This window comes from Burkholderia sp. 9120 (assembly GCF_000745015.1).
Taxonomy (GTDB): Bacteria; Pseudomonadota; Gammaproteobacteria; order Burkholderiales; family Burkholderiaceae; genus Paraburkholderia.
Genome location: NZ_JQNA01000002.1, coordinates 3,207,969 through 3,232,553, shown reverse-complemented (window position 1 = coordinate 3,232,553; position 24,585 = coordinate 3,207,969). Strand labels below are relative to the sequence as shown.

20 protein-coding genes are annotated in these 24,585 nt (G+C 63.0%); 6 read left to right on the top strand and 14 right to left on the bottom strand.

What is annotated here, in order from left to right; genetic code table 11:
* Window positions 1-361: 361 nt before the first annotated feature.
* Window positions 362-1,138: an IS21-like element helper ATPase IstB gene (gene istB, locus FA94_RS22650; RefSeq protein ID WP_035546074.1), complete on the bottom strand. Its 777-nt coding sequence runs from the start codon at window positions 1,136-1,138 to the stop codon at window positions 362-364.
* A complete protein-coding gene (gene istA / locus FA94_RS22645; RefSeq protein ID WP_156126484.1) occupies window positions 1,128-2,645 on the bottom strand; it encodes an IS21 family transposase in 1,518 nt (505 codons plus the stop codon). The genes istB and istA overlap by 11 nt, the downstream gene beginning before the upstream one ends.
* Before the next feature lie 66 nt (window positions 2,646-2,711).
* Here istA and FA94_RS38140 point away from each other — a divergent pair, with 66 nt between their 5' ends.
* Window positions 2,712-3,107 (top strand): ArsR/SmtB family transcription factor, encoded by a 396-nt coding sequence (locus tag FA94_RS38140; RefSeq protein WP_081936040.1) that lies wholly within the window; start codon window positions 2,712-2,714, stop codon window positions 3,105-3,107.
* Window positions 3,108-3,559: 452 nt separating this feature from the next.
* Window positions 3,560-4,180 (top strand): trimeric intracellular cation channel family protein, encoded by a 621-nt coding sequence (locus FA94_RS22640; protein WP_035555400.1) that lies wholly within the window; start codon window positions 3,560-3,562, stop codon window positions 4,178-4,180.
* A 93-nt stretch (window positions 4,181-4,273) separates the two neighbouring features.
* Here the strand turns inward: FA94_RS22640 and FA94_RS22635 are convergent, their stop codons facing one another.
* Window positions 4,274-5,221: a GlxA family transcriptional regulator gene (locus FA94_RS22635; protein ID WP_035555397.1), complete on the bottom strand. Its 948-nt coding sequence runs from the start codon at window positions 5,219-5,221 to the stop codon at window positions 4,274-4,276.
* A gap of 178 nt (window positions 5,222-5,399) precedes the next feature.
* Here FA94_RS22635 and FA94_RS22630 point away from each other — a divergent pair, with 178 nt between their 5' ends.
* From FA94_RS22630 to FA94_RS22615, 3 genes are all read left to right on the top strand, one after another.
* A complete protein-coding gene (locus FA94_RS22630) occupies window positions 5,400-6,209 on the top strand; it encodes an SDR family NAD(P)-dependent oxidoreductase (RefSeq protein ID WP_035555394.1) in 810 nt (269 codons plus the stop codon).
* Between the two features lie 324 nt (window positions 6,210-6,533).
* Entirely contained in the window at window positions 6,534-6,974 is a 441-nt protein-coding gene (locus tag FA94_RS22620; RefSeq protein WP_035555388.1) for a tautomerase family protein, read from the top strand.
* A 292-nt stretch (window positions 6,975-7,266) separates the two neighbouring features.
* The gene (locus FA94_RS22615; RefSeq protein ID WP_035555385.1) at window positions 7,267-8,931 is read left to right on the top strand and encodes an ABC-F family ATP-binding cassette domain-containing protein; all 1,665 of its coding nucleotides are present in this window, start codon (window positions 7,267-7,269) and stop codon (window positions 8,929-8,931) included.
* A 72-nt stretch (window positions 8,932-9,003) separates the two neighbouring features.
* On the opposite strand, the gene FA94_RS22610 is transcribed toward FA94_RS22615, so the two are convergent.
* The 4 genes from FA94_RS22610 to prpC all read right to left on the bottom strand — a co-directional run bounded on the left by FA94_RS22610 (window position 9,004) and on the right by prpC (window position 15,428).
* Complete coding sequence (locus FA94_RS22610) at window positions 9,004-10,023, bottom strand: questin oxidase family protein (protein ID WP_035562714.1); 1,020 nt, start codon at window positions 10,021-10,023, stop codon at window positions 9,004-9,006.
* Between the two features lie 14 nt (window positions 10,024-10,037).
* Complete coding sequence (gene prpF / locus FA94_RS22605) at window positions 10,038-11,228, bottom strand: 2-methylaconitate cis-trans isomerase PrpF (RefSeq protein ID WP_035555382.1); 1,191 nt, start codon at window positions 11,226-11,228, stop codon at window positions 10,038-10,040.
* A gap of 161 nt (window positions 11,229-11,389) precedes the next feature.
* Window positions 11,390-13,987: a Fe/S-dependent 2-methylisocitrate dehydratase AcnD gene (gene acnD / locus FA94_RS22600; RefSeq protein ID WP_035555379.1), complete on the bottom strand. Its 2,598-nt coding sequence runs from the start codon at window positions 13,985-13,987 to the stop codon at window positions 11,390-11,392.
* Window positions 13,988-14,258: 271 nt separating this feature from the next.
* Window positions 14,259-15,428 (bottom strand): bifunctional 2-methylcitrate synthase/citrate synthase, encoded by a 1,170-nt coding sequence (gene prpC / locus FA94_RS22595; RefSeq protein WP_035555375.1) that lies wholly within the window; start codon window positions 15,426-15,428, stop codon window positions 14,259-14,261.
* 222 nt (window positions 15,429-15,650) lie between these two features.
* Here prpC and prpR point away from each other — a divergent pair, with 222 nt between their 5' ends.
* Entirely contained in the window at window positions 15,651-17,633 is a 1,983-nt protein-coding gene (prpR, locus tag FA94_RS22590) for a propionate catabolism operon regulatory protein PrpR (RefSeq protein WP_035562711.1), read from the top strand.
* Here the strand turns inward: prpR and FA94_RS22585 are convergent.
* From FA94_RS22585 to FA94_RS22555, 7 genes are read right to left on the bottom strand one after another with little or no spacing between them, the layout of a single operon-like run.
* Window positions 17,590-17,970, bottom strand: a complete 381-nt coding sequence (locus tag FA94_RS22585; RefSeq protein WP_035555372.1) for a helix-turn-helix domain-containing protein — start codon at window positions 17,968-17,970, stop codon at window positions 17,590-17,592. The two genes, prpR and FA94_RS22585, sit on opposite strands and share 44 nt — an antisense overlap.
* Complete coding sequence (locus FA94_RS22580; RefSeq protein ID WP_035555368.1) at window positions 17,967-19,148, bottom strand: NAD(P)/FAD-dependent oxidoreductase; 1,182 nt, start codon at window positions 19,146-19,148, stop codon at window positions 17,967-17,969. Before FA94_RS22580 ends, FA94_RS22585 begins: the two co-directional genes overlap by 4 nt.
* Window positions 19,145-20,515, bottom strand: a complete 1,371-nt coding sequence (locus FA94_RS22575; RefSeq protein WP_035555365.1) for an FAD/NAD(P)-dependent oxidoreductase — start codon at window positions 20,513-20,515, stop codon at window positions 19,145-19,147. The genes FA94_RS22580 and FA94_RS22575 overlap by 4 nt, the downstream gene beginning before the upstream one ends.
* A complete protein-coding gene (locus tag FA94_RS22570; RefSeq protein WP_035555362.1) occupies window positions 20,500-20,814 on the bottom strand; it encodes a (2Fe-2S)-binding protein in 315 nt (104 codons plus the stop codon). Before FA94_RS22570 ends, FA94_RS22575 begins: the two co-directional genes overlap by 16 nt.
* Window positions 20,811-22,655 (bottom strand): ABC transporter ATP-binding protein, encoded by a 1,845-nt coding sequence (locus FA94_RS22565; RefSeq protein WP_035555359.1) that lies wholly within the window; start codon window positions 22,653-22,655, stop codon window positions 20,811-20,813. The genes FA94_RS22570 and FA94_RS22565 overlap by 4 nt, the downstream gene beginning before the upstream one ends.
* Complete coding sequence (locus FA94_RS22560; RefSeq protein ID WP_156126690.1) at window positions 22,655-23,605, bottom strand: ABC transporter permease; 951 nt, start codon at window positions 23,603-23,605, stop codon at window positions 22,655-22,657. Before FA94_RS22560 ends, FA94_RS22565 begins: the two co-directional genes overlap by 1 nt.
* Complete coding sequence (locus FA94_RS22555) at window positions 23,602-24,555, bottom strand: ABC transporter permease (RefSeq protein ID WP_035555356.1); 954 nt, start codon at window positions 24,553-24,555, stop codon at window positions 23,602-23,604. The genes FA94_RS22560 and FA94_RS22555 overlap by 4 nt, the downstream gene beginning before the upstream one ends.
* Window positions 24,556-24,585 lie beyond the last annotated feature (30 nt).

Genomic DNA, 24,585 nt, shown 5'->3' with positions numbered 1-24,585 from the left:
TTCGATATCGCTGCGGAGATCGTCGACAATGTGTGGGTTCAAGGCGACAGTAAAAGAATTGCAACGGATGACGGGACGAATATGAGTTTGCAAACACGGTGGCTGGCTTATATCAACACTCTGGAAATGCCTTGATGAACAAAACATGTGCCTTCGCTGCATACATTTTCGCGGCAACGCTATCGTTTGCGCAGTCGCATCCTTGGATTGCGCGGCCTCAACATTGGTATGCACAGCCCCAACATTGGCCTTTGTTTTATCTTAGCGATCGAGGCTGTGTGGAAACTGTGTTGATTTGCACTGAATCCGGACCCAGGATTTGCATCGAATACTGACCCACCCTTTGATCCAGTTTTGGGGTTCAGGTTGGGTGTTTCGGGGTTCGTTTTCTCTCCTTTTCAGGCTGTGTCGTGCTGTTCCTGAAACGATAGCTATCGTTGCCGGTTTCTACAATGTGGCAGTGGTGTGTGAGCCGGTCGAGCAGCGCCGTGGTCATCTTCGCGTCGCCGAAGACGTTGGCCCACTCAGAGAAGCTCAGATTGGTTGTGATGACGACGCTCGTGCGCTCGTAGAGTTTGCTCAGTAGATGGAAGAGCAAGGCGCCCCCGGTCTGGCTGAACGGCAGATAACCCAGTTCGTCGAGGATGACGAGGTCGGCGTACATTAGACGCACAGCCAGTTGCCCAGGCTTTCCAGTCAGCTTCTCCTGCTCAAGCGCATTGACGAGTTCAATGGTGGAGAAGAAACGCACGCGGCTTCGATCATGTTCGATCGCCTGCACGCCAATCGCCGTCGCCAGATGCGTTTTGCCCGTGCCCGGTCCGCCGACCAGCACGACGTTGTGTGCCGATGTCATGAACTCACACCGATGCAACTGACGCACGGTTGCTTCGTTGACATCGCTGCAACCGAAGTCAAAGCCGTTGAGATCCCGATACGCCGGGAAGCGGGCGACCTTCATCTGATAGGCCAGTGAACGTACCTCACGGGCCGCCATCTCCGCCTTGAGCAGACCTGCCAGAACTAGCGATGCCGACTTGTACGCGGGGGAATCCTGCGCGGCCAGCTCGCCAAGCGCCTGGGCCATGCCGTGCAGCTTCAGTGACTTGAGCATTTCCATCATGGCGTCAGGCTGCATGATGATCCTCCCGGCCTCTCAGGTCGTCATAACGGCCGACGTTGGCTTGCGGCTCGACGCGCAGGGCGAAGGCCTGGGGCGTCTGCAGCGGAGGCACGGGAGCCCCGTCAAGCAGCCGGCTCAGGACGTTCATCACCGTTTGCTTTGAGGGCGCACCGGCCTCAAGTGCCAGCTCGACGGCGGTGAGTACGGCCTGTTCGTCGTGCAGCAGCACCAGCGCCAGTATCTCGACCATCTCCCGGTCGCCACCGGCGTGCTTCAGCAGGATTGTCTGCAGCCGCTTGAAGGCGGCAGGAAACTCTGCGAACGGCGCGCCGTTGCGCAATGCTCCAGGCTTGCGCTGCAGGACTGCGAGGTAATGACGCCAGTCGTAGATGGTTTCTCCGCGATCATGGCTGCGGTTGATACGCCGGACGTGCTCCGCGATGACCTGCCCTTCGGCGACGAAGACGAGCTGGGCCGCGTAGACGTGCAGGCTGATGGGCCGGTTCGCAAATGCCGCCGGCACGCTATACCGGTTGCGGTCGAAACTCACCAGACACGTGGGCGAGACGAGTTTGGTGTGCTCGACAAAGCCGTCGAATGCCTGGCCGACCGGCATCAGATGGGGTCGCTCGACCGACCACGCGTCCCAGATCGTTGTGTCCTGCTCAGGGTGCTGCGTCTGCTGCCAGAGCAGGACACACTGGTCGGCCAGCCAGTCGTTTAATGCAGAGAGCGAACCGAACGCCGGCACGCGTTGCCACAGCCGGTGACGGCTGTCCTGAACGTTCTTCTCGATCTGCCCCTTCTCCCAGCCTGAGGCCGGATTGCAGAATTCGGCGTCAAACAGATAGTGACTGACCATGGCGCTGAAGCGCGCGTTGACGTCCCGCAGCTTGCCACGACGAACCTTGTCGACAGCGGTCTTCATGTTGTCATATATGCCACGGCGCGGAATGCCGCCCCACGCCACGAACGCGTGGTAGTGAGCGTCGAACAGCATCTCGTGGGTTTGCAGCAGATAGGCCCTCAGGAAGAACGCCCGGCTGTGACTGAGCTTGAACTGCGCAACCTGCAACTTGGTGCGCTCGCCGTTGATCACGGCCCAGTCCTCGCTCCAGTCGAACTGGAATGCTTCTCCGGGTGCAAAGGTCAGCGGCACAAAGGTGCCACGTGCTGCGCTCCTTGCCTGCTCCTGCTGCTCCTGTCGCCAGCGGCGCGCAAAGGCGGCGACCCGGTCGTAGGACCCTGTGAATCCCAACACGGTGAGGTCAGCGTAAATCTGCTTGAGGGTTCTGCGCTGTTTGCGCGGCCGGTTTGCTTCCGTCTTTAACCAGCCGGCGAGCTTGGCCGCAAATCCGTCGAGCTTGCTCGGGCTCTGCCGTTCCGGATAGGTGGGCACTACGGTGCCGGCACGTATATAGCGCCTGACGGTGTTTCTTGAAACGCCAAGCCGTTTGGCGATCTCGCGTAGCGAGACATGATCGCGATAATGCCAGCGTCGGATGATGCTCAATATTGCCATGTCGATCACTCCGTTCTCCCGCTAGCTGCACAGCGGGCCAGTGTGTTCCACGTGGGTCAATATTCGATGCAAATCACCGTGTCAGGTGGGTCAGAATTCAGTGCAAATCAACACGCAATAGCACACCGGTCGCGATTGGCCATCTTCCGGATCCTCGTTGGCGTGGGGCCGCGCGGTTTGCCCGCAGGCGAAATTTCCGTGCGACTGGGAATCGTTCGGTCCAGCCTGTCTTTCCATCTCAAGGACATGTCGCGAGCGAATCTTGTATCGGGCCGCCGAGAGGGGACCTTCATTTACTATGCCGCGGCCCTGGATACCATCCACGGAGTCATCGACTTTTTAACTGAGAATTGCCTTACGTGCCCGACCAGAATTCCTCCCCCAGATTGCGAAGAGACGAGTTCCGCGATGCGGACAACCGTTTCTCCTGCGGGAGCGGTCACAAAAGCGGCGTCCCGTTAGACGGCGGCAACGGGTCGAATTGAGGCACTCACCAGCGGTCTTGGTTCGGCCACTTTCGGACGTTCGACAGTGCGTCGATGCGTGACGCTAACGTTTCGGTGTATCGGTCGGGTGAACTATTGCGCGCGAAGGAGGATCGAATTTAATAAGATGAAATGTCGTCTCTCGTCGGTGGGAACGTTGAGCTCGGCGACGGACCGAGTTCGACCCACAGCCGTCGGCCTGCCAAATCGACGGCATGACCGCGACGAGGCGCTTTCGGGCGCCACTTCTTCTGAGTATGTGCCTTTGTGGGTGCGCTCCCCGAATGCGAACATCATGGCATTGCTTGCTCATTTGGCCCGGGTTCGCTAACGGGTGCAGGTAATGAAAGGCCCAGTCGCGGTTATCATCGCGGTCAGTTACCGGGCGGCATTCCGCCAGTCCTCCTCTTTAATCCGCTCCCGACTTCTATGAAAAGAATCGAATCGGTCGTGCTTGCTGCCGACCTTGCCGGCACCGCTGTATTCGCGTTCGAAGGTGCGTTAGCCGCGATGCACGGCGGCCTCGATCTGCTCGGCGTGATGGTGCTGTCGTTCGTAGTCGCGCTGGGTGGCGGCGTGATACGCGATCTGCTGATTGGCGCGACGCCGCCGAATGCGGTACGCGACTGGCGTTATCCCGTGCTCGCGTTCGCGACGGGACTGCTGACCTTCGTCTTTCACGGCGCCGCGCGCGAACTTCCTCCGCTGCTCGTCACAACGCTCGATGCGGCAGGGCTCGCGCTGTTCGCGGTGGCGGGCGCCCAGAAGGCGCTCAACTTCGGAATCGGACCGTTCATCGCGACGCTCATGGGCACTGTGACTGGCGTGGGCGGTGGGGTGATCCGCGACCTGCTGCTCGCGCGCGTGCCGAGCGTTCTGGTCACCGATATCTATGCGAGTGCGGCATTCGTCGGCGGTGTTGCGCTCGTCGCCGCGCGACGCTTCGAGGTGCCACCGGTCGCAACTGCGCTGCTCAGCGGCGCGGTCTGCTTCGTGCTGCGGATGCTTGCCGTCACACACGGCTGGCAACTGCCGAAGGCTGCGATGTAGACAGACCAACCGTCGCACGGCCAATTTCGCGCGCGCCGTCAACCGCGTTATAGCCCGGAGTGGACGCCGGGCGGGCAGTAAGGCGAACTACGCTTAAAGCGCAAGGGGTGTGACACCCGACGCCCGCTGTATGGTTTGCGGTGGCTGACCGAATGCACGCAGGAACGCTTGACGCATCCGCTCCCGGTCACCAAAGCCTGTCTCTCTCGCAACGATCTCGATCGGGTGACGAGTCGTCTCCATCATCAGTCGAGCGGCTTCAACGCGAAGCCGCTCGATTGCCTTCGCGGGCGATTGACCCGTTTCCTCACGAAACACGCGGCTGAACTGACGCGGACTGAGCCGTGCCGCTTCGGCCAGCCGCTCGACCGACAAATCGCTCGCCAGGTTTTCGCTCGCGTAAGCGAGTGCCATCTGAACGCGGTCTGAGCGCGCGCCCATCTCCAGCAGCGCCGAAAACTGCGACTGACCGCCACCGCGACGCTGATAAAGCACCAGCTTGCGCGCAACCATGCGCGAGGTGTCCAGCCCGAAGTCGTTTTCGACGATCGCAAGCGCGAGATCCACGCCGGCGCTCATGCCGGCCGACGTCCAGACCTGTCCATCCACGACGAAGATGCGGTCTTCTTCGAGTTGTACGTTCGGATACTGCTTCTCGAAGTCGCGCGCGTGGAACCAGTGTGTCGTTGCGCGCTTTCCTTCCAGCAGACCTGCAGCAGCCAGAACAAATGCACCGGTACAGATCGACGCAATTCGTCGCGATTGGCGCGGCGCTTTTCGAAGGTAATCCACGAGCGCAGCCGAAGGAAGGCGGCATTCGTTGTCGCCTGCCACGATGAGGGTGTCGTAGCCCTCTTCGGCAAGTGGTTCGCTATGAACCGAAAAACCCTGGGACGAAGCGATAGGTCCACCGTGCTCGGACACGATGCTGAATTCGTAAGCTGCTTCACCGCGCAGCAGATTGGCATATTCGAAGACGCTCGCCACTGCAAGCGCGAGCGACTGGAAGTTGGGATAGACGACAAGTCCGACGGAATGCATTGATGCCTCGCGAGTCATGGCTTGATTCGTTGAAGGTAGCACATAACGGACATCAATGTGGAGGAGGGAGTGTCCGGAATCATTGCATATATGGCATTGAGGTCGTGGACGGCCGAGTTCAGAATTCGCTCCATGAACCAACGCCTTGTTGGTTCAACAATTCACTCAAGGACTAAAAATGACTTCCTCTACAAACGGTTTCGCGCTGATCACCGGTGCGTCGGCTGGCATTGGCGCCATCTACGCCGACCGACTCGCCAAGCGCGGCTTCGACCTTATTCTGGTGGCACGCAACCAGAGGCGCCTGAACGCTCTCGCAGAGCGCCTCACGAAAGAGACGGGTCGCTCGATCGAAACGATTGCCGCGGATCTCAACGACAAGGCTGCGCTCGCGAAAATCGAGACCCTGCTTCGCGAAGACCCGCGTATCACGATGCTGGTGAACAACGCGGGCATCGGCTCGGTTGCATCGGTTCTCGACGGCCACGTCGACGCCATGGAGTCGATGATCAACCTGAACATCACGGCGCTGACGCGTCTCACCTACGCGGTTGCGCCTGCGTTCGTCGCCAGGGGCTCGGGCACGATCATCAACATCAGTTCGGTGGTCGGCATTGCAGTCGAGCTGTTGAACGGTGTGTACAGCGCCTCGAAATCGTACGTGCTGAGCTTCGGTCATGCGCTTCAGCGTGACCTCGCAGGCAAGGGCGTGCGTGTGCAGACCGTGCTGCCGGCAGCGACGGCAACCGAGTTCTGGGACGTCGCCGGCTATTCGAAGCAAAAGGAAGCCGCGAGCACGATGACAGCCGACGATCTGGTGGATGCCGCGCTCGCGGGCCTCGATCAGGGCGAACTCGTGACCATCCCGACGCTGCACGATGGTGACGACTGGACGAAGTGGGAAGCCGACCGTCGCGCGCTGGCTCCCCGGTTCGCGAACGCCAAGGCCGCGCCGCGCTACACGCCGAGCGCCACGACCGCCCAGTAAGTCCGCCAACCCATCTTGCGAAAAAGAGTAATCATGAACCTCCTTAAGTTCTGCGCCGCTGCGCTCGCGATGGCCACTGCCTTTGCATTGCCGGTGGCCGTGTCGGCACAGTCACGCCGTTGGTGAACGTCATGGGTAATGCAGTAGCGGTTGGCGTAGTATCGGCGTGGGAGGGGGAACTCAATCGGTCGATGATGCACGCGGCGCTCTACGGAGAGCGGGATCAACGCGTCTCGATCGATGGATCGGTAACGCTGAATGGGTCACAATCTGTCGATAGCAAGGCGTATTAATCGTAACGTGCAATCGCAACAGGAGAGCAGCATGCCAACTTATACCGTCATTGCGGCCGCTGGGCGGCTTACCGATCCGCAGAAGCGGGAGATCGCGCGAGACATTACACGCGTACACAGTGAGGCGACCGGCGCGCAAGGTTTTTTCGCGCAGGTGATTTTTCAGGCCATTCCGGCTGGCGATCACTTCCTCGGCGGAGCACCGCTCGTGTCGGATCTGTTATTCGTCCAGGGACAGATCCGTGCGGGCAGAAGCGCGGATCAGAAGAAAGGTTTGCTCGAAGCTCTCGTCACGCTTGTCGCAAACGCGACGGGGGCCGAAAAGCGCTCCGTTTGGGTGTATCTCTCGGAGTTATCGCCGTCCCAGATGGTTGAGTACGGTAAGGTGTTGCCCGCACCTGGAGCCGAATCGGAATGGCTCAATTCAATGCCCGAGTCCGATCGCGAATTCCTTCTCGGTATTGGGAAATAGTTGTCTTTACTTCAGGACTATCCGTCTCGCAGGTTGCTGCAAGCGGGCCCAGGAGGCGGAGATTCCGAAGGGGTTCGGCGAAGAGCGCCCAGCCGATCGTCATCGCGCAAAAAGTGCGGCCAGGCGCCATCATTCATCGCCCTATTCACTGGCCCGCAACCGTCCCCCGCTGCGCCAGTCCCCGCCTCGCTTTGCCTCCAACAACCGCCCCAAACCGCCAGCCCACTCAGACAATAACCAGCCCCACCCGTCCAGTCGGCTATCATGCGACTCCTCTCCGAAGTAGCTCCTTATGATTTCCGTCCGTAATCTCACCCTGCGCCGCGGCGTTAACGTCGTACTCGACAACGCGTCCGCCACCTTCACCCCCGGCGAAAAGATCGGTCTTGTCGGCCGCAATGGCGCCGGCAAGTCGTCCTTCTTCGGCCTGCTTAACGGCACGTTGCACGAAGATAGCGGTGAATTCTCGATTCCCGCCGCATACCGGATGGGCCAGGTCGCGCAGGACATGCCGGAAACCGACCAGAACGCGACCGACTTCGTCGTCGAGGGCGACACCGTGCTGCTGGCCGCGCAGGCCGAAGTCGCCGCCGCCGAGGCCAGCGACGACGGCATGCGCATGGCGCACGCCTACATGGAACTGCACGACGCCGGTGCCCACGACGCCCCCGCGCGTGCCCAGGCGCTGATCCAGGGTCTTGGCTTCACCGCTGAACAGCTTAGCCAGCCGGTCAACAGTTTCTCCGGCGGCTGGCGCATGCGACTGCAACTGGCGCGCGCGCTCATGTGTCCGTCCGACCTGCTGCTGCTCGACGAACCGACCAATCACCTGGATCTCGACGCGCTGGTCTGGCTGGAAGCGTGGCTCAAACGCTATCAAGGAACCCTCGTCGTGATCAGCCACGACCGCGAATTCCTCGACGGGGTGACGCAGGTGACGGTGCACGTCGACAACGCCAAACTCGTGCGTTATGGCGGCAACTACAGCAAGTTCGAAGAGATGCGCGCTGAGCAACTCGTGTTGCAGCAGGCCTCGGTGGCCAAGCAGGCGGACAAGATCGCCCACCTGCAGAAATTCATCGACCGTTTCAAGGCCACGGCCTCGAAGGCGAAACAGGCGCAGAGCCGGGTCAAGGCGCTCGAACGCATGGAGAAGATCGCACCGGTGCTTGCCGATGCGGAGTTCACCTTCGAGTTCAAGGAGCCCCTCAACGTCCCGAACCCGCTGCTGTCGATGCTGGACGCGAGCTTCGGCTACCCCGCGCCGGCCGACGCGCCGCCGGACACGCCGCCCACGGTCATCGTGCGGGGCATCAACCGTTCCGTGCTGGCCGGGCAGCGCATCGGCATTCTCGGTGCCAACGGCCAGGGCAAGTCCACACTAGTGAAGACGGTGGCGCATTCGCTGGCGCCGATCGCCGGCGAAATCAGCGAAGGTAAGGGCCTGAACATCGGCTACTTCGCCCAGCAGGAACTCGACGTGTTGCGCCCGTTCGATACGCCGATGGAACACATGATCCGTCTCGCCAAGGACACGCCGCCGCAAATGCGCGCCCCTGGCCAGAGCAGCACCGAACAATCGCTTCGCACGTTCCTCGGCACCTTCAACTTCAGTGGCGACATGGTTCATCAGGCGGTTCACACGATGAGCGGCGGCGAAAAGGCGCGGCTCGTGTTGTGCATGATCGTGTGGCAGCGCCCGAATCTGCTGCTGCTCGATGAGCCGACCAACCACCTCGACCTGGCCACACGCGAAGCGCTGGCCATGGCGCTCAACGAATTCGAAGGCACTGTGATGCTGGTCAGTCACGACCGCGCCCTGCTGCGCGCCGTCTGCGATGAGTTCTGGCTGGTCACGAAGGGCGGCGTCGAGCCCTTTGACGGCGATCTTGACGATTACCAGCAGTTCCTGCGCGACGAAGCTCGTCGTTTGCGCGAAGAGGCTGTCGCAGAGTAGAGGGTCGTCGCCGGAGATACCCTCACAGGCGAGAGCGACGGGCGTTGCGTGGGAGGCGAAGCGGGGACGCCTCTACCGCCGCCCCAAATCCAACCCCACCACCCGCGCCGCCGCCGCAAGATAAACCGCCGATGGCTGCCGACGGTACTCACAAAGACACGTGTACGCCAGCTTGATCACGTGATCGTCGTTCGAAGCCACGGCTAATCGCTGCACGTCGCTCCAGCTCACGGCGAGATCAGGAACATCCCCTTCCCCGCTCGCCCGCCTGCCCACCGTCACATAAGCCGCGCACAACGCAACCCACAAGCCGGGCAACAATCGCGCCGCCATCGCCTCCGGCAATTGCGCGAAAAGAATTCGCGCCGCGTGTGAGGCGGTCACCGTGTGGAGGATCGTGAAATTTCGCGAGCGCCAGTAAGCGGCAATCGTCGCCTGCGCCACGTCATCGAGTAAACATGCCGAGACTGGAGGTGCAAGGACGGCTTGCCTGAATCGCACGTCGCTTGCAACAACGCGCAGGCGTGACGTAATCGAACTCCCTTCGACAGCGCTACCGCCCATTGCGTCGACGACATGTTCAAACGCGGCCTCGACACTTTCCGCGGCACGCCTTTCATCAAACTGCACGTCGACAGGCAGATGCGAAGAAACCAACGCCGCCAGGCCCGAAGCGATCTCGCCGGAATGCGCCGCCTCAATGCCATACGTCAGCCTGATGAGCGCGTGAAAGGCTTCGCTTGCCGGTGCAAACGGCACTTCGTTCAGCACAGCCACGATGACCGGAGCCGATCCGACTTCCGTGATCCAGTCCAGAAACAATAGACGCAAAGCACCGAACGCAGCGGCATTGCCGAGGTGCCGGGACCATTCTCCGCGCGCAATGAGCGTTTCGACCGGAGACGCGCTCAACGCGTACTCTCGCTCCCACCTATCGAAGAACGCCTGCAGTCTCTCTGCGGACGCCCCCATTTCGGCCAATGCGACAAGCGCCATCGGACAATGGTTGGTTGTGCCTCTGGCCGCCAGATCGAAGCGGGCGTTTGCATCCAGAAGTTCTTCCAGCTTGAGCCTGACAGGATCTATTGACATCTCGACGCCCTCAATCAATCTCCCTCACGCGGCACCCGCACCCACCCTTCCATCAACACGCGCGCACTACGACTCATGATGGCCTTGGTCACGGTCCACTCGCCGCCGCTCTCACGCGCCTCCGCCCCCACGCGCAACGTCCCTGACGGATGCCCGAATCGCACCGCTTCGCGCTCGCCACCACCAGCCGCAAGATTCACCAACGTCCCCGAGATCGCCGCCGCCGTGCCGATCGCCACCGCAGCCGTTCCCATCATTGCGTGATGCAGCTTGCCCATCGACATCGCCCGCACCAGTACATCAACCTCCGCCGCCGCAACGCGCTTGCCACTAGAAGCCACATACTCGGCCGGCTTAGCGACAAACGCGACCTTCGGCGTATGCTGCCGCGTCGCGATCTCGTCGAGCTGCTTGATCAGCCCCATCCGCAACGCGCCATGCGCACGGATCGTCTCGAACATCGCGAGTGCTTTCTCGTCGCTATTGATCGCGTCCTGCAACTCCGTGCCCTTGTACCCGATCGCTTCCGCCTCGATAAAAATAGTCGGAATACCCGCGTTGATCATGGTCGCCTTCAACGTACCAACGCCCGGCACGTCAAGTTCATCCACCAGATTGCCGGTCGGGAACATCGACCCGCCGCCGCCCTCTTCTTCCGCCGCCGGGTCCATGAATTCAAGCTGAACCTCGGCCGCCGGAAAGGTCACGCCGTCCAGTTCGAAATCGCCGGTCTCCTGCACAGCGCCATCCGTCATCGGCACATGGCCGATGATCGTCTTGCCGATATTGGCCTGCCAGATCCGCACGATAGCGACGCCGTCACGCGGAATCCGGCTCGGATCGACGAGTCCCGCGCTAATCGCGAACGGCCCGACCGCAGCGGAAAGGTTGCCGCAATTCCCGCTCCAATCGACAAAAGCCTGATCGATCGATACCTGCCCGAACAGGTAATCCACATCGTGATCGGGCTTGCTGCTTTTGGCGATGATCACCGTCTTGCTGGTGCTCGACGTCGCGCCGCCCATACCGTCGGTCTGCTTGCCATAAGGATCGGGGCTGCCGATCACGCGCATCAGCAACGCGTCGCGCGCGGCGCCGGGTACTTGCGCCGACTCGGGCAAATCCTGCAGGCGAAAGAACACACCTTTGCTGGTGCCGCCACGCATATAGGTAGCCGGAATCTTGATCTGGGGTGAGTGGGCCATGAAAGTGTCCTGATATGGCGAGCGGCTCTAATAAACTCTGCCGCTCGCACCCTGCGTTACGTTCGCCGCCGGGAGCCGCATGAAGCGATAAAACCTCTTCAATGCAATCCCAGCGACGCAACCAAGCCAACCAATCCAACAGAAAGGCTAGAAAAGCAGCCTTAAGCCGCCGCCTTCGACGATTCCAGAAAATCCTGCGCGAAGCGTTGCAACACGCCGCCGGCTTCGTAAATGGAAACCTCTTCCGCGGTATCGAGCCGGCATGTCACCGGCACGTCGACACGCTCCCCGTTCCTGCGATGAATCACCAGCGTCAAATCTGCACGCGGTTTGCGTTCACCGATCACGTCGAACGTTTCAGTACCGTCGATAGCCAGCGTAAGCCGGTTCACCCCAGGTTTGAACTCCAGCGGCAACACGCCCATGCCGACGAGATTCGTCCGGTGAATCCGTTCGAAGCCCTCTGCCACAATCGCTTCCGCACCGGCAAGCCGCACGCCCTTGGCCGCCCAATCGCGCGACGAGCCCTGGCCATAATCAGCCCCGGCAATCACGATCAACGGCTGCTTGCGCTCCATATACGTTTCGATGGCTTCCCACATGCGGGTAACCTTGCCATCAGGCTCGATACGTGCCAGCGAACCGGCCTTCACCTCGCCGTCCTCGACCACCATCTCGTTCTTCAGCGTCGGATTCGCAAAGGTGGCGCGCTGCGCGGTCAGGTGATCGCCGCGATGCGTCGCATACGAATTGAAATCCTCTTCCGGCAGGCCCATTTTCGCGAGGTATTCGCCCGACGCACTATCCAGCAGAATCGCGTTGGAAGGCGACAGGTGATCCGTCGTGATGTTGTCGCCCAGCACGGCCAGCGGACGCATGCCTGCGAGCGTGCGCTCACCTGCAAGCGCGCCTTCCCAATACGGCGGACGTCGAATGTAAGTACTCATCTCACGCCAGTCATACAACGGATTCGCCGGCGCGCCCGTGTCCACTGAAACCGCGAACATCGGCTCGTACACCTTGCGGAATTGCTCCGGCTTCACGCTAGAAGCCACGATCGCATCGATCTCCGCATCGGTCGGCCAGATGTCCTTCAGCGTGACAGCGTGACCGTCGGCGTCGACACCGAGTACATCTTTCTCGATGTCGAAACGGATCGTGCCCGCAATCGCATACGCCACCACCAACGGCGGCGAAGCGAGAAACGCCTGCTTCGCGTACGGATGAATCCGGCCATCGAAATTCCGGTTACCCGACAGCACAGCGGTCGCATACAGATCGCGCTCGACCACTTCCTTCTGAATCACCGGATCCAGTGCACCGGACATCCCGTTGCACGACGTACACGCATACGCGACCACGCCGAAGCCGAGTTGCTCCAGTTCCGGCAGCAAGCCGGCCTCTTCCAGATACAACGTGACGGCCTTCGAGCCCGGCGCGAGCGACGTCTTCGCCCACGGCTTGCGGGTCAGGCCGCGCCGGTTCGCATTACGCGCGAGCAGACCGGCGGCGATCATGTTGCGCGGATTGTTGGTGTTCGTGCAGCTGGTGATCGCGGCGATAATCACCGCACCGTCCGGCATCAAACCCGGCTCGTTCTCCACCTTGCCGCTAATGCCGCGCGCCGCCAGTTCCGACACCGGCAAACGGCGATGCGGATTCGACGGCCCCGCCAACGTGCGCACCACCGTCGACAGATCGAACGTGAGCACGCGCTCGTACTCGGCGTGCTTCAGGCTATCGGCCCACAAGCCAGTTTCCTTCGCATACGTCTCCACCAGCTTGACGAGTTCGTCATCGCGGCCGGTGAGCTTCAGATACTTGATGGTCTGCTCATCGATATAAAACATCGCCGCGGTCGCGCCGAATTCCGGCGCCATGTTGGCGATCGTCGCGCGGTCGCCGAGCGTCAAACTCGCCGTACCCGCGCCATAAAATTCGAGGTACGCGCCGACCACTTTTTCCTTGCGCAGGAATTCGGTCAACGAGAGCACTACATCGGTTGCCGTGATGCCTTCGGCCGGCTTGCCCGTCAGTTCCACACCGACCATATCCGGCAAGCGCATATACGAAGCGCGGCCCAGCATCACGCTTTCCGCTTCGAGTCCGCCCACGCCGATCGCGATCACGCCGAGCGCGTCCACCATCGGTGTATGGGAATCCGTGCCGACCAGCGTATCGGGAAACGCCACGCCGTCTTTCACCTGCACCACCGGGCTCATCCGTTCGAGATTGATCTGGTGCAGGATGCCGTTGCCCGGCGGAATCACGTCGACGTTCTTGAACGCGCGCTTGGTCCAGTTGATGAAATCGAAGCGATCTTCATTACGACGATCTTCGATCGCGCGGTTCTTGGCGAACGCGTCCGGATCGAAGCCGCCGCATTCGACGGCCAGCGAATGGTCCACCACGAGTTGCGTCGGCACCACCGGGTTGACCATGGCGGGATCGCCGCCTTGCGCGGCGATCGCATCGCGCAGGCCGGCGAGGTCGACCAGCGCGGTCTGGCCGAGAATGTCGTGACACACCACGCGCGCCGGAAACCACGGGAAATCCAGCTCGCGTTTGCGTTCGATAATCTGTTTCAGCGACGCGACCAGCGTCACCGGATCGCAGCGCCGCACGAGGTTTTCGGCCAGCACGCGCGAGGTGTACGGCAAGGTGTCGTAAGCGCCGGGCTGGATCGCGTCGACCGCGGCGCGCGTGTCGAAGAAGTCCAGTTGGGTGCCGGGAAGGCGTTTGCGGTTGGCAGTATTCATGGCGTAGGGGACGAACAGTAATGATCCGGGGACGACGGCTGGTGCCGGTCGCCATCCGCTGATCCTTTGTTAGCGGCGCTCGGCCGGCGGATCAGTCGGACAGTGTGAGTAGTTTAGCTCGCTGTCGCGCGCTGGTTTGCTGCTGGCCGGGTAAACGCGCCGTGGCATGCCGCTGCAAAAAACGACCTTGGCTCGGGGTTTCAGCGAGCCAAGGCCTAACTTCATTGCATCGCGCTCTAGAGACGCAATGGAGGAGAAAACACAAACGGTGTTACACGCGCTTCGCGAGCGGCACGAACGGCAGATCGTCCGGACCGGTGTAATTCGCGCTCGGGCGGATGATCTTGTTATCGATCCGCTGCTCGATGATGTGCGCGCTCCAGCCGGCCGTACGGGCGATCACGAACAGCGGCGTGAACATCGCCGTCGGCACGCCCATCATGTGATACGACACCGCGCTGAACCAGTCGAGATTCGGGAACATCTTCTTCGCTTCCCACATGACCGATTCGAGCCGCTCGGCGATGCTGAACAGCTTGTTGTTGCCCGCTTCTTTCGAGAGCTTTTTCGCGATTTCCTTGATGACCTTGTTGCGCGGGTCCGAAATCGTGTACACCGGGTGACCGAAACCGATCACCACTTCCTTGTTTTCCACGCGACGGCGGATGTCCGCTTCGGCTTCGTCCGGCGTCTGATAGCGCGACTGGATTTCGAACGCGACTTCGTTGGCGCCACCGTGTTTCGGGCCGCGCAGCGCGCCGATCGCGCCGGTGATCGCCGAATAGATGTCCGAACCCGTGCCCGCGATCACGCGGCCGGTAAAGGTCGACGCGTTGAATTCGTGCTCGGCGTACAGGTTCAGCGACACATGCATCGCGTCGACCCACGACTTCGACGGCTCCACGCCATGCAGCAGGTGCAGGAAATGGCCGCCGATCGAATCGTCGTCGGTTTCCACTTCGATGCGCTTGCCGTTGTGCGAGTAGTGATACCAGTAGAGCAGCATCGAACCGAGCGAGGCCATCAGCTTATCGGCGATGTCGCGTGCGCCCGGCAGGCTGTGATCGTCCTTCTCCGGCAGCACGGTGCCGAGCACCGAGACGCCGGTGCGCATCACGTCCATCGGGTGGGCGGCGGCCGGAATCCATTCGAGCGCGGCTTTCACGTTCGCGGGCAGGCCGCGCATGCCTTTGAGTTTGGTCTTGTAGGCCGTTAGTTCGGCTTGGGTCGGCAGCTTTTCGTGGACCAGCAGATAAGCGATCTCTTCGAATTCGCACGCGCCGGCAATGTCGAGAATGTCGTAGCCACGGTAATGCAGGTCGTTGCCGGTCTTGCCGACCGTGCACAGCGCCGTGTTGCCTGCCGTCACGCCCGACAGCGCGACGGATTTCTTCGGTTTGAATGCGCCTGCGGCCGGCGTGCTGTTGTCTGCTTCGCTCATGGGTATGTCTCCAGATGCATTGGGGGTGCTTTGACTTTGACTGCAGCCTGAAATGCAAAGAACGGGCCAGGCGCGGCAGACGGAGCTAAGTGACTGATTTAACAAAAAACCTCTGTCTGGCATCATCCACGAACGATTTCATAATTGAAATTGAAATTTCAAATTGGAAATCGACAGGCGCATAATAGCCGGACCTCCTACGCCCGCCGCGAGCACGCCATCTTGAGCACACCGCTTTTCGAACCCGGCCAGCGCCCTCGTATCTGGGCGCTCAGCATTAGTCGCCTGCGCGATCTGTTTTTCGACATCGCCGGTGAATACGTGGAGCGCGCGGATTTGCGCATCGTGTCGCACGGTTTCGAAGACGCGGTGCGCGAGATCGAAGCGGCAGGCGCGGGTCGTCCCGATGTCGTGATCGCGGGCGGCTCCAACGGCGCGTATCTGAAAACCCGCGTGTCGGTTCCGGTCGTGCAGATCAGCCCGACCGGTTTCGACGTGATGCATGCGCTCGCCCGCGCGCGGCGCGATGGCACGAACGTCGCCCTCGTCACGCACGGCAATACGCCGGACGAAGTACGGCGCTTCGTCGCCGCCTTCGCACTCGACGTCACGTTAGCGTCGTATCAATCCGCGCAGGACGCGGAAAGCGTCGTGCTCGATCTGCGCGATCGCGGCATCGACATGCTGGTCGGTCCCGGCCTCGCCACCGACCTCGCGGCAAACGCCGGCATGGGCGCAGTGTTTCTCTATTCGCGCGCGTCGATACGCGCCGCCTTCGACACCGCGCTCGAAGTCGCGCAAGCCACCCGCCGCGAAACGGTGCGTCGTCAACGGCTCGACAATCTGCTGCAACATCTGCGCGATGGCGTGGTGGCGCTCGACGCGCAAGGACGAGTCGAAGCGATGAACCAGCGCCTCGCCAGCCTGCTCGGCGTCGACGCCGCGCGCGCGGTAGGCCGCGTATTGCTCGAACTCGCGCCGGATCTCGCCGGCAGTCTGCCGGAAGCGGACGGCGACGCTTTCTGCACGGTGCGCGGCGCGAGTTACGTCGTGCATCGCGGGCCGCTGGCGAGCAGCGGCGCGGCGGCCGGCACGGTGCTGACGTTTCAGGAATCGCGCGCAGTCGAACGGCTCGACCGCACGTTGCGCTCGCGGCAGCGCGTGCAGCAGTTCAGCGCACGTTACCGGCTCGACGATATCGTCGGCGCGTCCGATTCGATCGAACGGGTACGCACGCTGGTCCGGCGTTACGCGCGCTCCGACGCCACCGTTCTGATTCTCGGCGAAAGCGGCACGGGTAAGGAAATGGTCGCGCAGAGCATGCATCAGTTGAGCGCGCGGCGCGATTTCGCGTTCGTCGCGATCAATTGCGGCGCGTTTCCCGAGGCGTTGCTGGAAAGCGAATTGTTCGGCTATGAGGAAGGCGCGTTCACTGGGGCGCGCAAAGGCGGCAAGGCGGGGCTGATCGAAGTGGCGCATCGTGGCACGCTGTTTCTCGACGAGATCGGCGAAATGCCGTTGTCGTTGCAGAGCCGGTTGTTGCGCGTGCTGCAGGAACGCGAGGTGGTTCGGTTGGGTTCGACGGAGCCGACGCGGGTCGATATCCGCGTCGTTGCGGCCACGCATCGTGCGTTGACGGAGGGCATCGCAGCGGGGCGGTTCCGTGCGGACCTGTACTACCGGCTGAACATTTTGAGCATCGCGCTGCCACCGCTACGCGAGCGCCCCACCGACCTGCTGCCGCTCGCCGTCGAACTGCTATTGCAGGCCGCCGCGCGTGAGCCAAGGCTCGCGGCACGTCTGCCGGATGCCGCGGCGGCGGAACGGGTTCTGGAAGGTCTCGGCGACGCCTTGCGGCACTATCCGTGGCCGGGCAATGTGCGTGAATTGCAGAACGTGATCGAACGGCTCGCGGTGGAACTCGCCGATGCCGACACGGAGACCGACACCGACGCGCTTCAAGGCGGCACAAGCGGCGCCGCCCTAACGCGCGAAATACTGCGCACCGTCGCGCCTGAAATCACACTCGACCTTCAACCGCGCGCGAAAAAATCAGCGCTCACGCTACGCGAACGCAGCCGCCACGTGGAAGCCGACGAAATCCGCGCGGCGCTGGTCGCGCACGGCGGCGACCGCGACGCGGTGTGCGCCGCGCTCGGCATCAGCAAGACGACGTTATGGCGGAAGCTGAACGCGGCGCAGTAACGCTCACAGCACGGCCGCCAGCACGCTCGATAAACATACTCGGCGTCATCCCGCAGCATCGCTTGAAATGCCGTCCGAAATGGCTCTGATCGAAGAAGCCGACCTCGGTCGCCACCACCGAACCCGGCACGCCTTCGAGCAACAGCGTCTGCGCACGCTGGATCCGCAACCCGCACAGATACCGGTACGGCGACGAACCGTATTCCTGCCGGAACACCGTCGCGAAGCGCGACACGCTCAACGCGGACAGCGCCGCGAGTTGCGCGAGCGTCACCGGTTCGTCGAAGTGCGCTTCGATGAACGCCCGCGCGGCATTAAGCCCAAGCGACTGTGTCATGACATCACCGTGCTCGAACGGACCGCCGCCTGTCGGGTGGCGAATCGCCGAATGGAAAACGTGTCGAGCGGAATCGCCGTGCTGCCCGTGCCGACGAGTTCCGCCATCGTCTCGCCCACGCCCGGGCCAATCTGGAAACCCGAACCACAAAAACCGAACGCGTAAAACAGGCCATCGACCTTGCTGCTCGGACCGATCACCGGCTCGCTGTCGGGCAGATAACTTTCCACGCCGCTCCACACGCGGATGATATGCAGCGGCGCGAGTGCGGGCACGATCCGGCGCATCTGCTTCAGTTGACCCACCGTATTGGCCGGTAGCACCGAAGCGCGGCAAGTCACGGCATCCGCAGGCCCAGGCGGCCCGCCGCCCACGATGATGTTGCCGCGCGGAATCTGCCGGAAGTAAATGCTCTCTTCCTTGATCGACGTGAACACGCCGATCGACGACTTGAACACATACGGCACCGGCTCGGTCACGCACATTTGCGGGCCGCTCGCAATGAGCGGCACCGTTTCGCCGAATTGCTCAGTGAGACGGGTGGCCCATGCACCCGCGCAGATCACGAGTTGCGCCGCCCAATACACGTCGCCGCGCGCGCTCTCCACGCGAAACCGCCCCCCGTCTTTCTCGACGCGAACAATCTCCGTGTTCTCGACGATCTGCGCACCGAGCCGCGCCGCCGCGCGGCCGAATGCGGGCGCCGCGAGTCGCGGATTGGCGTGGCCGTCGAGCGGCGAAATCGAGGCCGCCAGCACTTCGCGGCCGAGAAACGGATAACGCTTGAACAGGGCCTCGCCGTGCAGCACTTCGAGATCGAGACCATGCGCGCGCGCATCGATCGCGTACTGATCGAAATTCTCAACGTCTTTCTCGTGATAGCAGACCCGCGTATGGCCTACCGGCAGAAACTCGACGTCTTCACCGAGCAGTTCCGCCGAACGCTGCCACGTACGCAGCGCGCGGTTCGACATCGCCAGTTGCGGCAACGAGCGGCCTTGCCGGCGAATCCCGCCGAAGTTCACGCCGCTCGCCTGCTGTCCCGTGAGACCGCGTTCGAGCAGAATCACCGAACGGTTGCGCTGGCGCAGAAAGAACGCCGTCGTGGTCCCCACAATGCCGCCGCCAATCACGATGACGTCGGCCTCGCCGCCCTTAATGGAGGAAGTCGCGCTCATTCGCTCACCTCTTCGACCAACGCTACGGGCAGCGGTTTAACCGGCGCCTGGCCGCGCAACCGTCCCACGGAAGACAGCGGCACGCAGGCCGCCGCCGCGATGATCTCCGCGCCCGCATGGCCGCAATAACGCCCCTGACAGCGGCCCATGCCGACGCGCGAAAACGCCTTCGCGCGATTGGCTTCCTGCGCGCCGCTCGCGTGCACGACGCGGCGCAATTCGCCGGCCGTGATCGCTTCGCACCGGCAGACGATCGTTTCGTCCGGCAACGCGGCAGCGAATTTCGCCGGCCACGGAAACGCTTCTCTCAACCCCGCGGCGAAGCGCGTGAAGCGCGCGAGTTCGGCGCGCAAGCGCTCCACGCCCTCAACCGGCGTGCCGAGATCCTGCAGCGCCGCCAGCGCGGCCAGGCGGCCCGAGCGTTCGGCCGCGTCGGCGCCGCGCACGCGTGCGCCATCGCCCGCCAGATAAACGCCTTTGATGCTGCTGCGGCCGTCGGCATCGATATGCGGAAGCCACTGCTGCGCGGCGTCGTCGAAGATGAAGCGGCAGCCCGCGAGATCCGCGAGTTGCGTCTCGGGACGCAAGTGATAACCGAGCGCGACGGCATCGCACGCGAACTCGAGGTGCGCGCCGCCGGGCAGCGCGACTTCCACACCGCTCACGCCGTGTTGCGGCGTGCCTTTGATCTCGACAGGCTGCACGCCGCGATGAACCGGAACGCGTGCATGGGCAAGCACACGCGTCAACGCAATGCCTTTTTTCAACGCAGCGGGAATCGCCAGCAACTTCGGCAATGCGGCCACGCGCTGCATGAACGTCGACGTATCGAGCACCGCCGCGACCTGCGCGCCCGCCTTCACGTACTGCGCGGCCACGAGATACAGCAACGGCCCGCTGCCCATCATCACGACACGCGAACCGATCGCGCAGCCCTGCGATTTCAACGCGACCTGCGCGCCGCCGAGGCTATACGTGCCCGCCTGATGCCAGCCTTTCACCGGCATCAACCGATCGGTCGCGCCGCTGCAAACAATCAGCGCGTCGAACGGCAACGTCCGGTAGCGCGTGCCGCTCACCAGATGCAACGCATTCGGCGAGATATTCCACACCAGCGTGTCCGGCAGATAGTCGACCTTGCTCTTCAACGCATCGAAACTCTGGTGCAGCGAAGCGGCACGCTCGGCCTCGGTGCCGTACAAGGTCGCGTAGCTGCGCGAAAAACCTTCCGGTTGCCGCCGATAAATCTGCCCGCCGTCGCGCCGTCCTTCATCGATCACGGTCGGCCGCAGCCCCGCTTCGACCAGCGCCTGCGCGGCACGCACGCCCGCCGGCCCGCTGCCTATCACCACTATCCGCGCGGCCATACACCCTCCCCGGCTTCCGCCAGCTTCGTGACGATCGACATGCCGGGCGCGGCGGGCGTGCTGCACGCGCGCACGCGCTCGCCTTGCGCGGTCCACACCCAACAATCCTGGCACGCGCCCATCAGGCAGAAACCGGCGCGACGTCCGTCGCCGAATTCGGAATCGCGCAAGGTGGTCGCGCCGGTCAGCAGCGCGACCATCAGCGTGTCACCCTCGGCGGCTTCGCGCGCCACACCGTCCACCGTGATGGCGAAGGTGCGACGGCCCGTTTCCGCTAGCCGTACAAATCGTCCGTTCATGCCGGGATCGTCTCCAGGGTTTGCAAGCGGTTCAGTTCCGCGGCGGGATGGTGGCAAAGAATCTCCGCGCCGGAAGGCAGCTTCTTCATGGACGGCGGCGTCATGTTGCACATGCCGTCGATCCGTACCGGGCAACGCGCGCGGAACGCGCACAGCTCGGCGATATCGGCGCTCTCGCCCATTGCCGGCAACGCGCTGGCGACGACCCCGCGACGCGCGTCGAGCCAACCGGGTTTCAACACCGGCACCGAATCGACCAGCAGGCCCGTGTAAGGGTGATACGGCGGCGCCGCAAGCATGTCGCGCTGCCCCGCTTCCACGCGATGGCCGGCATACAGCACGATCACTTCGTCGCAGATCGCGCGCACTGTCGAAATATCGTGGCTGATAAACATGTACGACACACCCAGCTCGCGCCGCAATTCAGCCAGCAGATCGAGGATCGCCGCGCCGACCACGGTGTCGAGCGCGGAGGTGACTTCGTCGCACAGAATCAGCGCGGGATCCGCGGCGAGCGCGCGCGCCAGATTCACGCGCTGCTTCTGACCGCCGGACAAACCGGCCGGTGTGCGCGTGGCGATCGACGCCGGCAGCTTGACCAGATCGAGCAGCGCCAGCATCCGCTTCTTCGCTGCCGAGCCGCGCAGATGGTGATAAAACGCGAGCGGCCGGCCGAGAATGTCGGCAATCGAATGACTCGGATTCAGCGCCGTGTCGGCGTTCTGGAACACGATCTGAATCTGCCGGTATTGTTCCGGCGTGCGCCGCGACAGTTGCGCGGGCAACGGCTTGCCGTTGAACAGCACCTCGCCGCTCGCACGATCGACTAACCCGGCCACCACACGCGCCAGCGTCGTTTTGCCGGAACCGGATTCGCCGATCACGCCGAGCGTGCGGCCGCGCGGAATCGTCAGGCTGACGTCGTCGAGCACGCGCACGGCGGGCGATCCGAACCGGTCGATGCGGCCATACCCCGCCGACAGCCCGCGAATCTCCAGCAACGGCGGCACATGTTTGCCGGGGTTGAGGGGCGCTTCCAGTTCGAGTTCCGGGCGGCGTGTCGCGGCCAGCAATTGACGCGTGTACGCATCCACGGGCGCATCGAGCACTTGCGCGACCGCGCCGTTTTCTTTCACCGCGCCGCCGTTCAGCACGACGATGCGGTCCGCCATCTGCGCGACCACCGCCAGATCGTGCGACACGTACACGGCCGTGGTGCCCAACTCGCGCACCACCTTCTTGAAGGCCGCGAGCACTTCGATCTGCGTGGTCACGTCCAGCGCGGTAGTGGGTTCGTCGAACACCACCACGGCCGGATCGGTGATCAGCGCCATCGCGGCCATCAAGCGCTGCAACTGCCCGCCCGACACCTGGTGCGGATAACGCTCGCCGATCGTCTCCGGCGCGGGCAACGCCAGCGCGCGGAACAGGTCGATCGCTTTGACCCGCGCCGCCTCTTTCGTCATCAACTGATGCAGCAGCGCCGGCTCGGTGACCTGATCCATGATCGTGCGCGCCGGATTGAAACCGGCCGCCGCGCTCTGTGCGACATAGGCCACGGTGCGCGCGCGCAATGCGCGGCGTCCTTTCGCGTCGAGCGACAACACGTCGAGTCCGCCGATACACACCGAGCCGCCGCTGATCGAGCATCCGGCTCGCGCATAGCCGAGCAGCGCCAGCGCAATGGTCGTCTTGCCCGAGCCCGACTCGCCGATCAGCGCCAGCACCTCGCCCTGCTTCACCGAAAAATCGACGCCCTTGACGATCTCGGTCACGGCCCCCGGCGCCGCGCCGGCGACGACCCGCAGGCCTCTTACTTCAATCATGTCCCGCTCGGCCATCACGCACCTCCATGGCTACGGCCGCGACGCCGCAAATTGTCGATCAGCAGATTCATCCCGATCGTCAGCGTCGCAATCGCGACGGCGGGCATCAACACGGCGGGCGCACCTTCCGACAAGCCGCCGATGTTCTCGCGCACCAGCGAACCCCAATCGGCATTCGGCGGCTGCACGCCGAGCCCGAGAAAACTGAGCCCGCTGAGCAGCAGCACGATAAACACGAAGCGCAAGCCGAAATCCGCGAGCATCGGATGAATCATGTTCGGCAGCACCTCGACCCGCGCGATATAGAAGATGCCTTCGCCGCGAGCCCGCGCCACCTGCACGTATTCGAGGCCCATCAGGTTCACCGCGAGCGAGCGCGAAATGCGGAACGCGCCGGGAATGTAGGCCAATGCCGCGACCGTGGTCAGCATCGTGATCGACGAACCGAACGCGGCGATCACCACCAGCGCGAGCACCTTGCTCGGAATCGAAATCAGCGCGTCGAACAGACGGCTGATAATTTCATCGACCCAGCGTCCGGACACTGCAGCCAGCAAACCGAAGAACGTGCCGATCACGCTGGCCAGCACGGCGGCGGCCAGCGCGAGGCCGACCGTATAGCGCGCGCCGTAGAGAATCCGGCTCAACATGTCGCGGCCGAGATAGTCGGTGCCGAGCGGATACGCCGCGCTATACCGGCCGAAAATTTCCGTCGACGTCAGCGCGCCGCCTTTGTACGGCGCGACCAGCGGCCCGACGAACGCGACCAGCAGCCAGAACGCGACCATCGTCAGGCCGATCAGCCCGAGCACGGAAAAACGCTGCACGAGCCGTTTGAACACGCCCTGCTTCAACGCGGCCGTTTCGACGGGCGCGGGTTCGGCGACCAGTTCGTCGCGCTGCACGTCGTACAGCTCCGTGCCGGCGTGCGGAACGTGGTGGGGATTGGTAGGTTGGCTCATCATCGACGTAGCCTCGGGTTAGAGACGATTTGGCACAGATCGGCGATCAGCACGAGGGCGAGATAGGCCGCGCAGAACACCATCACGCAGCCCTGCACGAGCGGCATATCGCGATTCGTGACCGCATCGACCATCAGGCTCGCGAGGCCGGGATAGTTGAAGATCGATTCGACGATCACCACGCCGCCGAACAGATACGACAGGCTCAGCGCCACCGCGTTGGCAATCGGCCCGACGGTGTTCGGCAACACGTGCCGCCACACCACCCGAACCGGCGAGGCGCCCTTGAGCACCGCCATTTCCACGTACGACGAATTGAGCTGATCGAGCACCGCGGCGCGCGTCATGCGCGCCATCTGCGCAACCAGCACGCAGCACAGCGTCATGACCGGCATCGCGTAGATACGCAGCAATGCGCCGAACGAATCCACTTCCGACAGATACGACAGCGCCGGCAGCCAGCGCAGCTTCACGGCGAAGATCAGCACCGCGACGGTCGCGATCAGGAACTCCGGCACCGCCACCGTGGACAGCGTCAGCACGTTGAGCGTGCGGTCGAGCAGCGAGCCGCGAAACATGGCCGACGCAATGCCGACCGTCAGCGCGAGCGGCACCGAGACCAGCGCCGTGAGACCGGCAAGCACCAGCGAGTTCGGCAGGCGCGTCGCGATCAGTTGGCTGACGGGCAGATTGTTCGACATCGAGATGCCGAAGTTGCCGGTCACCACCTGCACCAGCCACTCGACGTAGCGCTGCAGCGCGGGCTGATCGAGCCCGAACTGATGCCGCAGGGCGGCGACGGCCTCGGGTGTCGCCGCCTGGCCGAGCGCCTGCTGGGCCGCGTCACCCGGCAGCAGCCCGGTGACGGCGAACACCACCGCCGAGACCAGCAGCAGCGTGAGCAGCGCGAGGCCGAGGCGCGCGGCGATAAGACGTTGCGCATGAGCTTTCATTGAAAGTCGCCTCCTGGAACAGCAGGACCC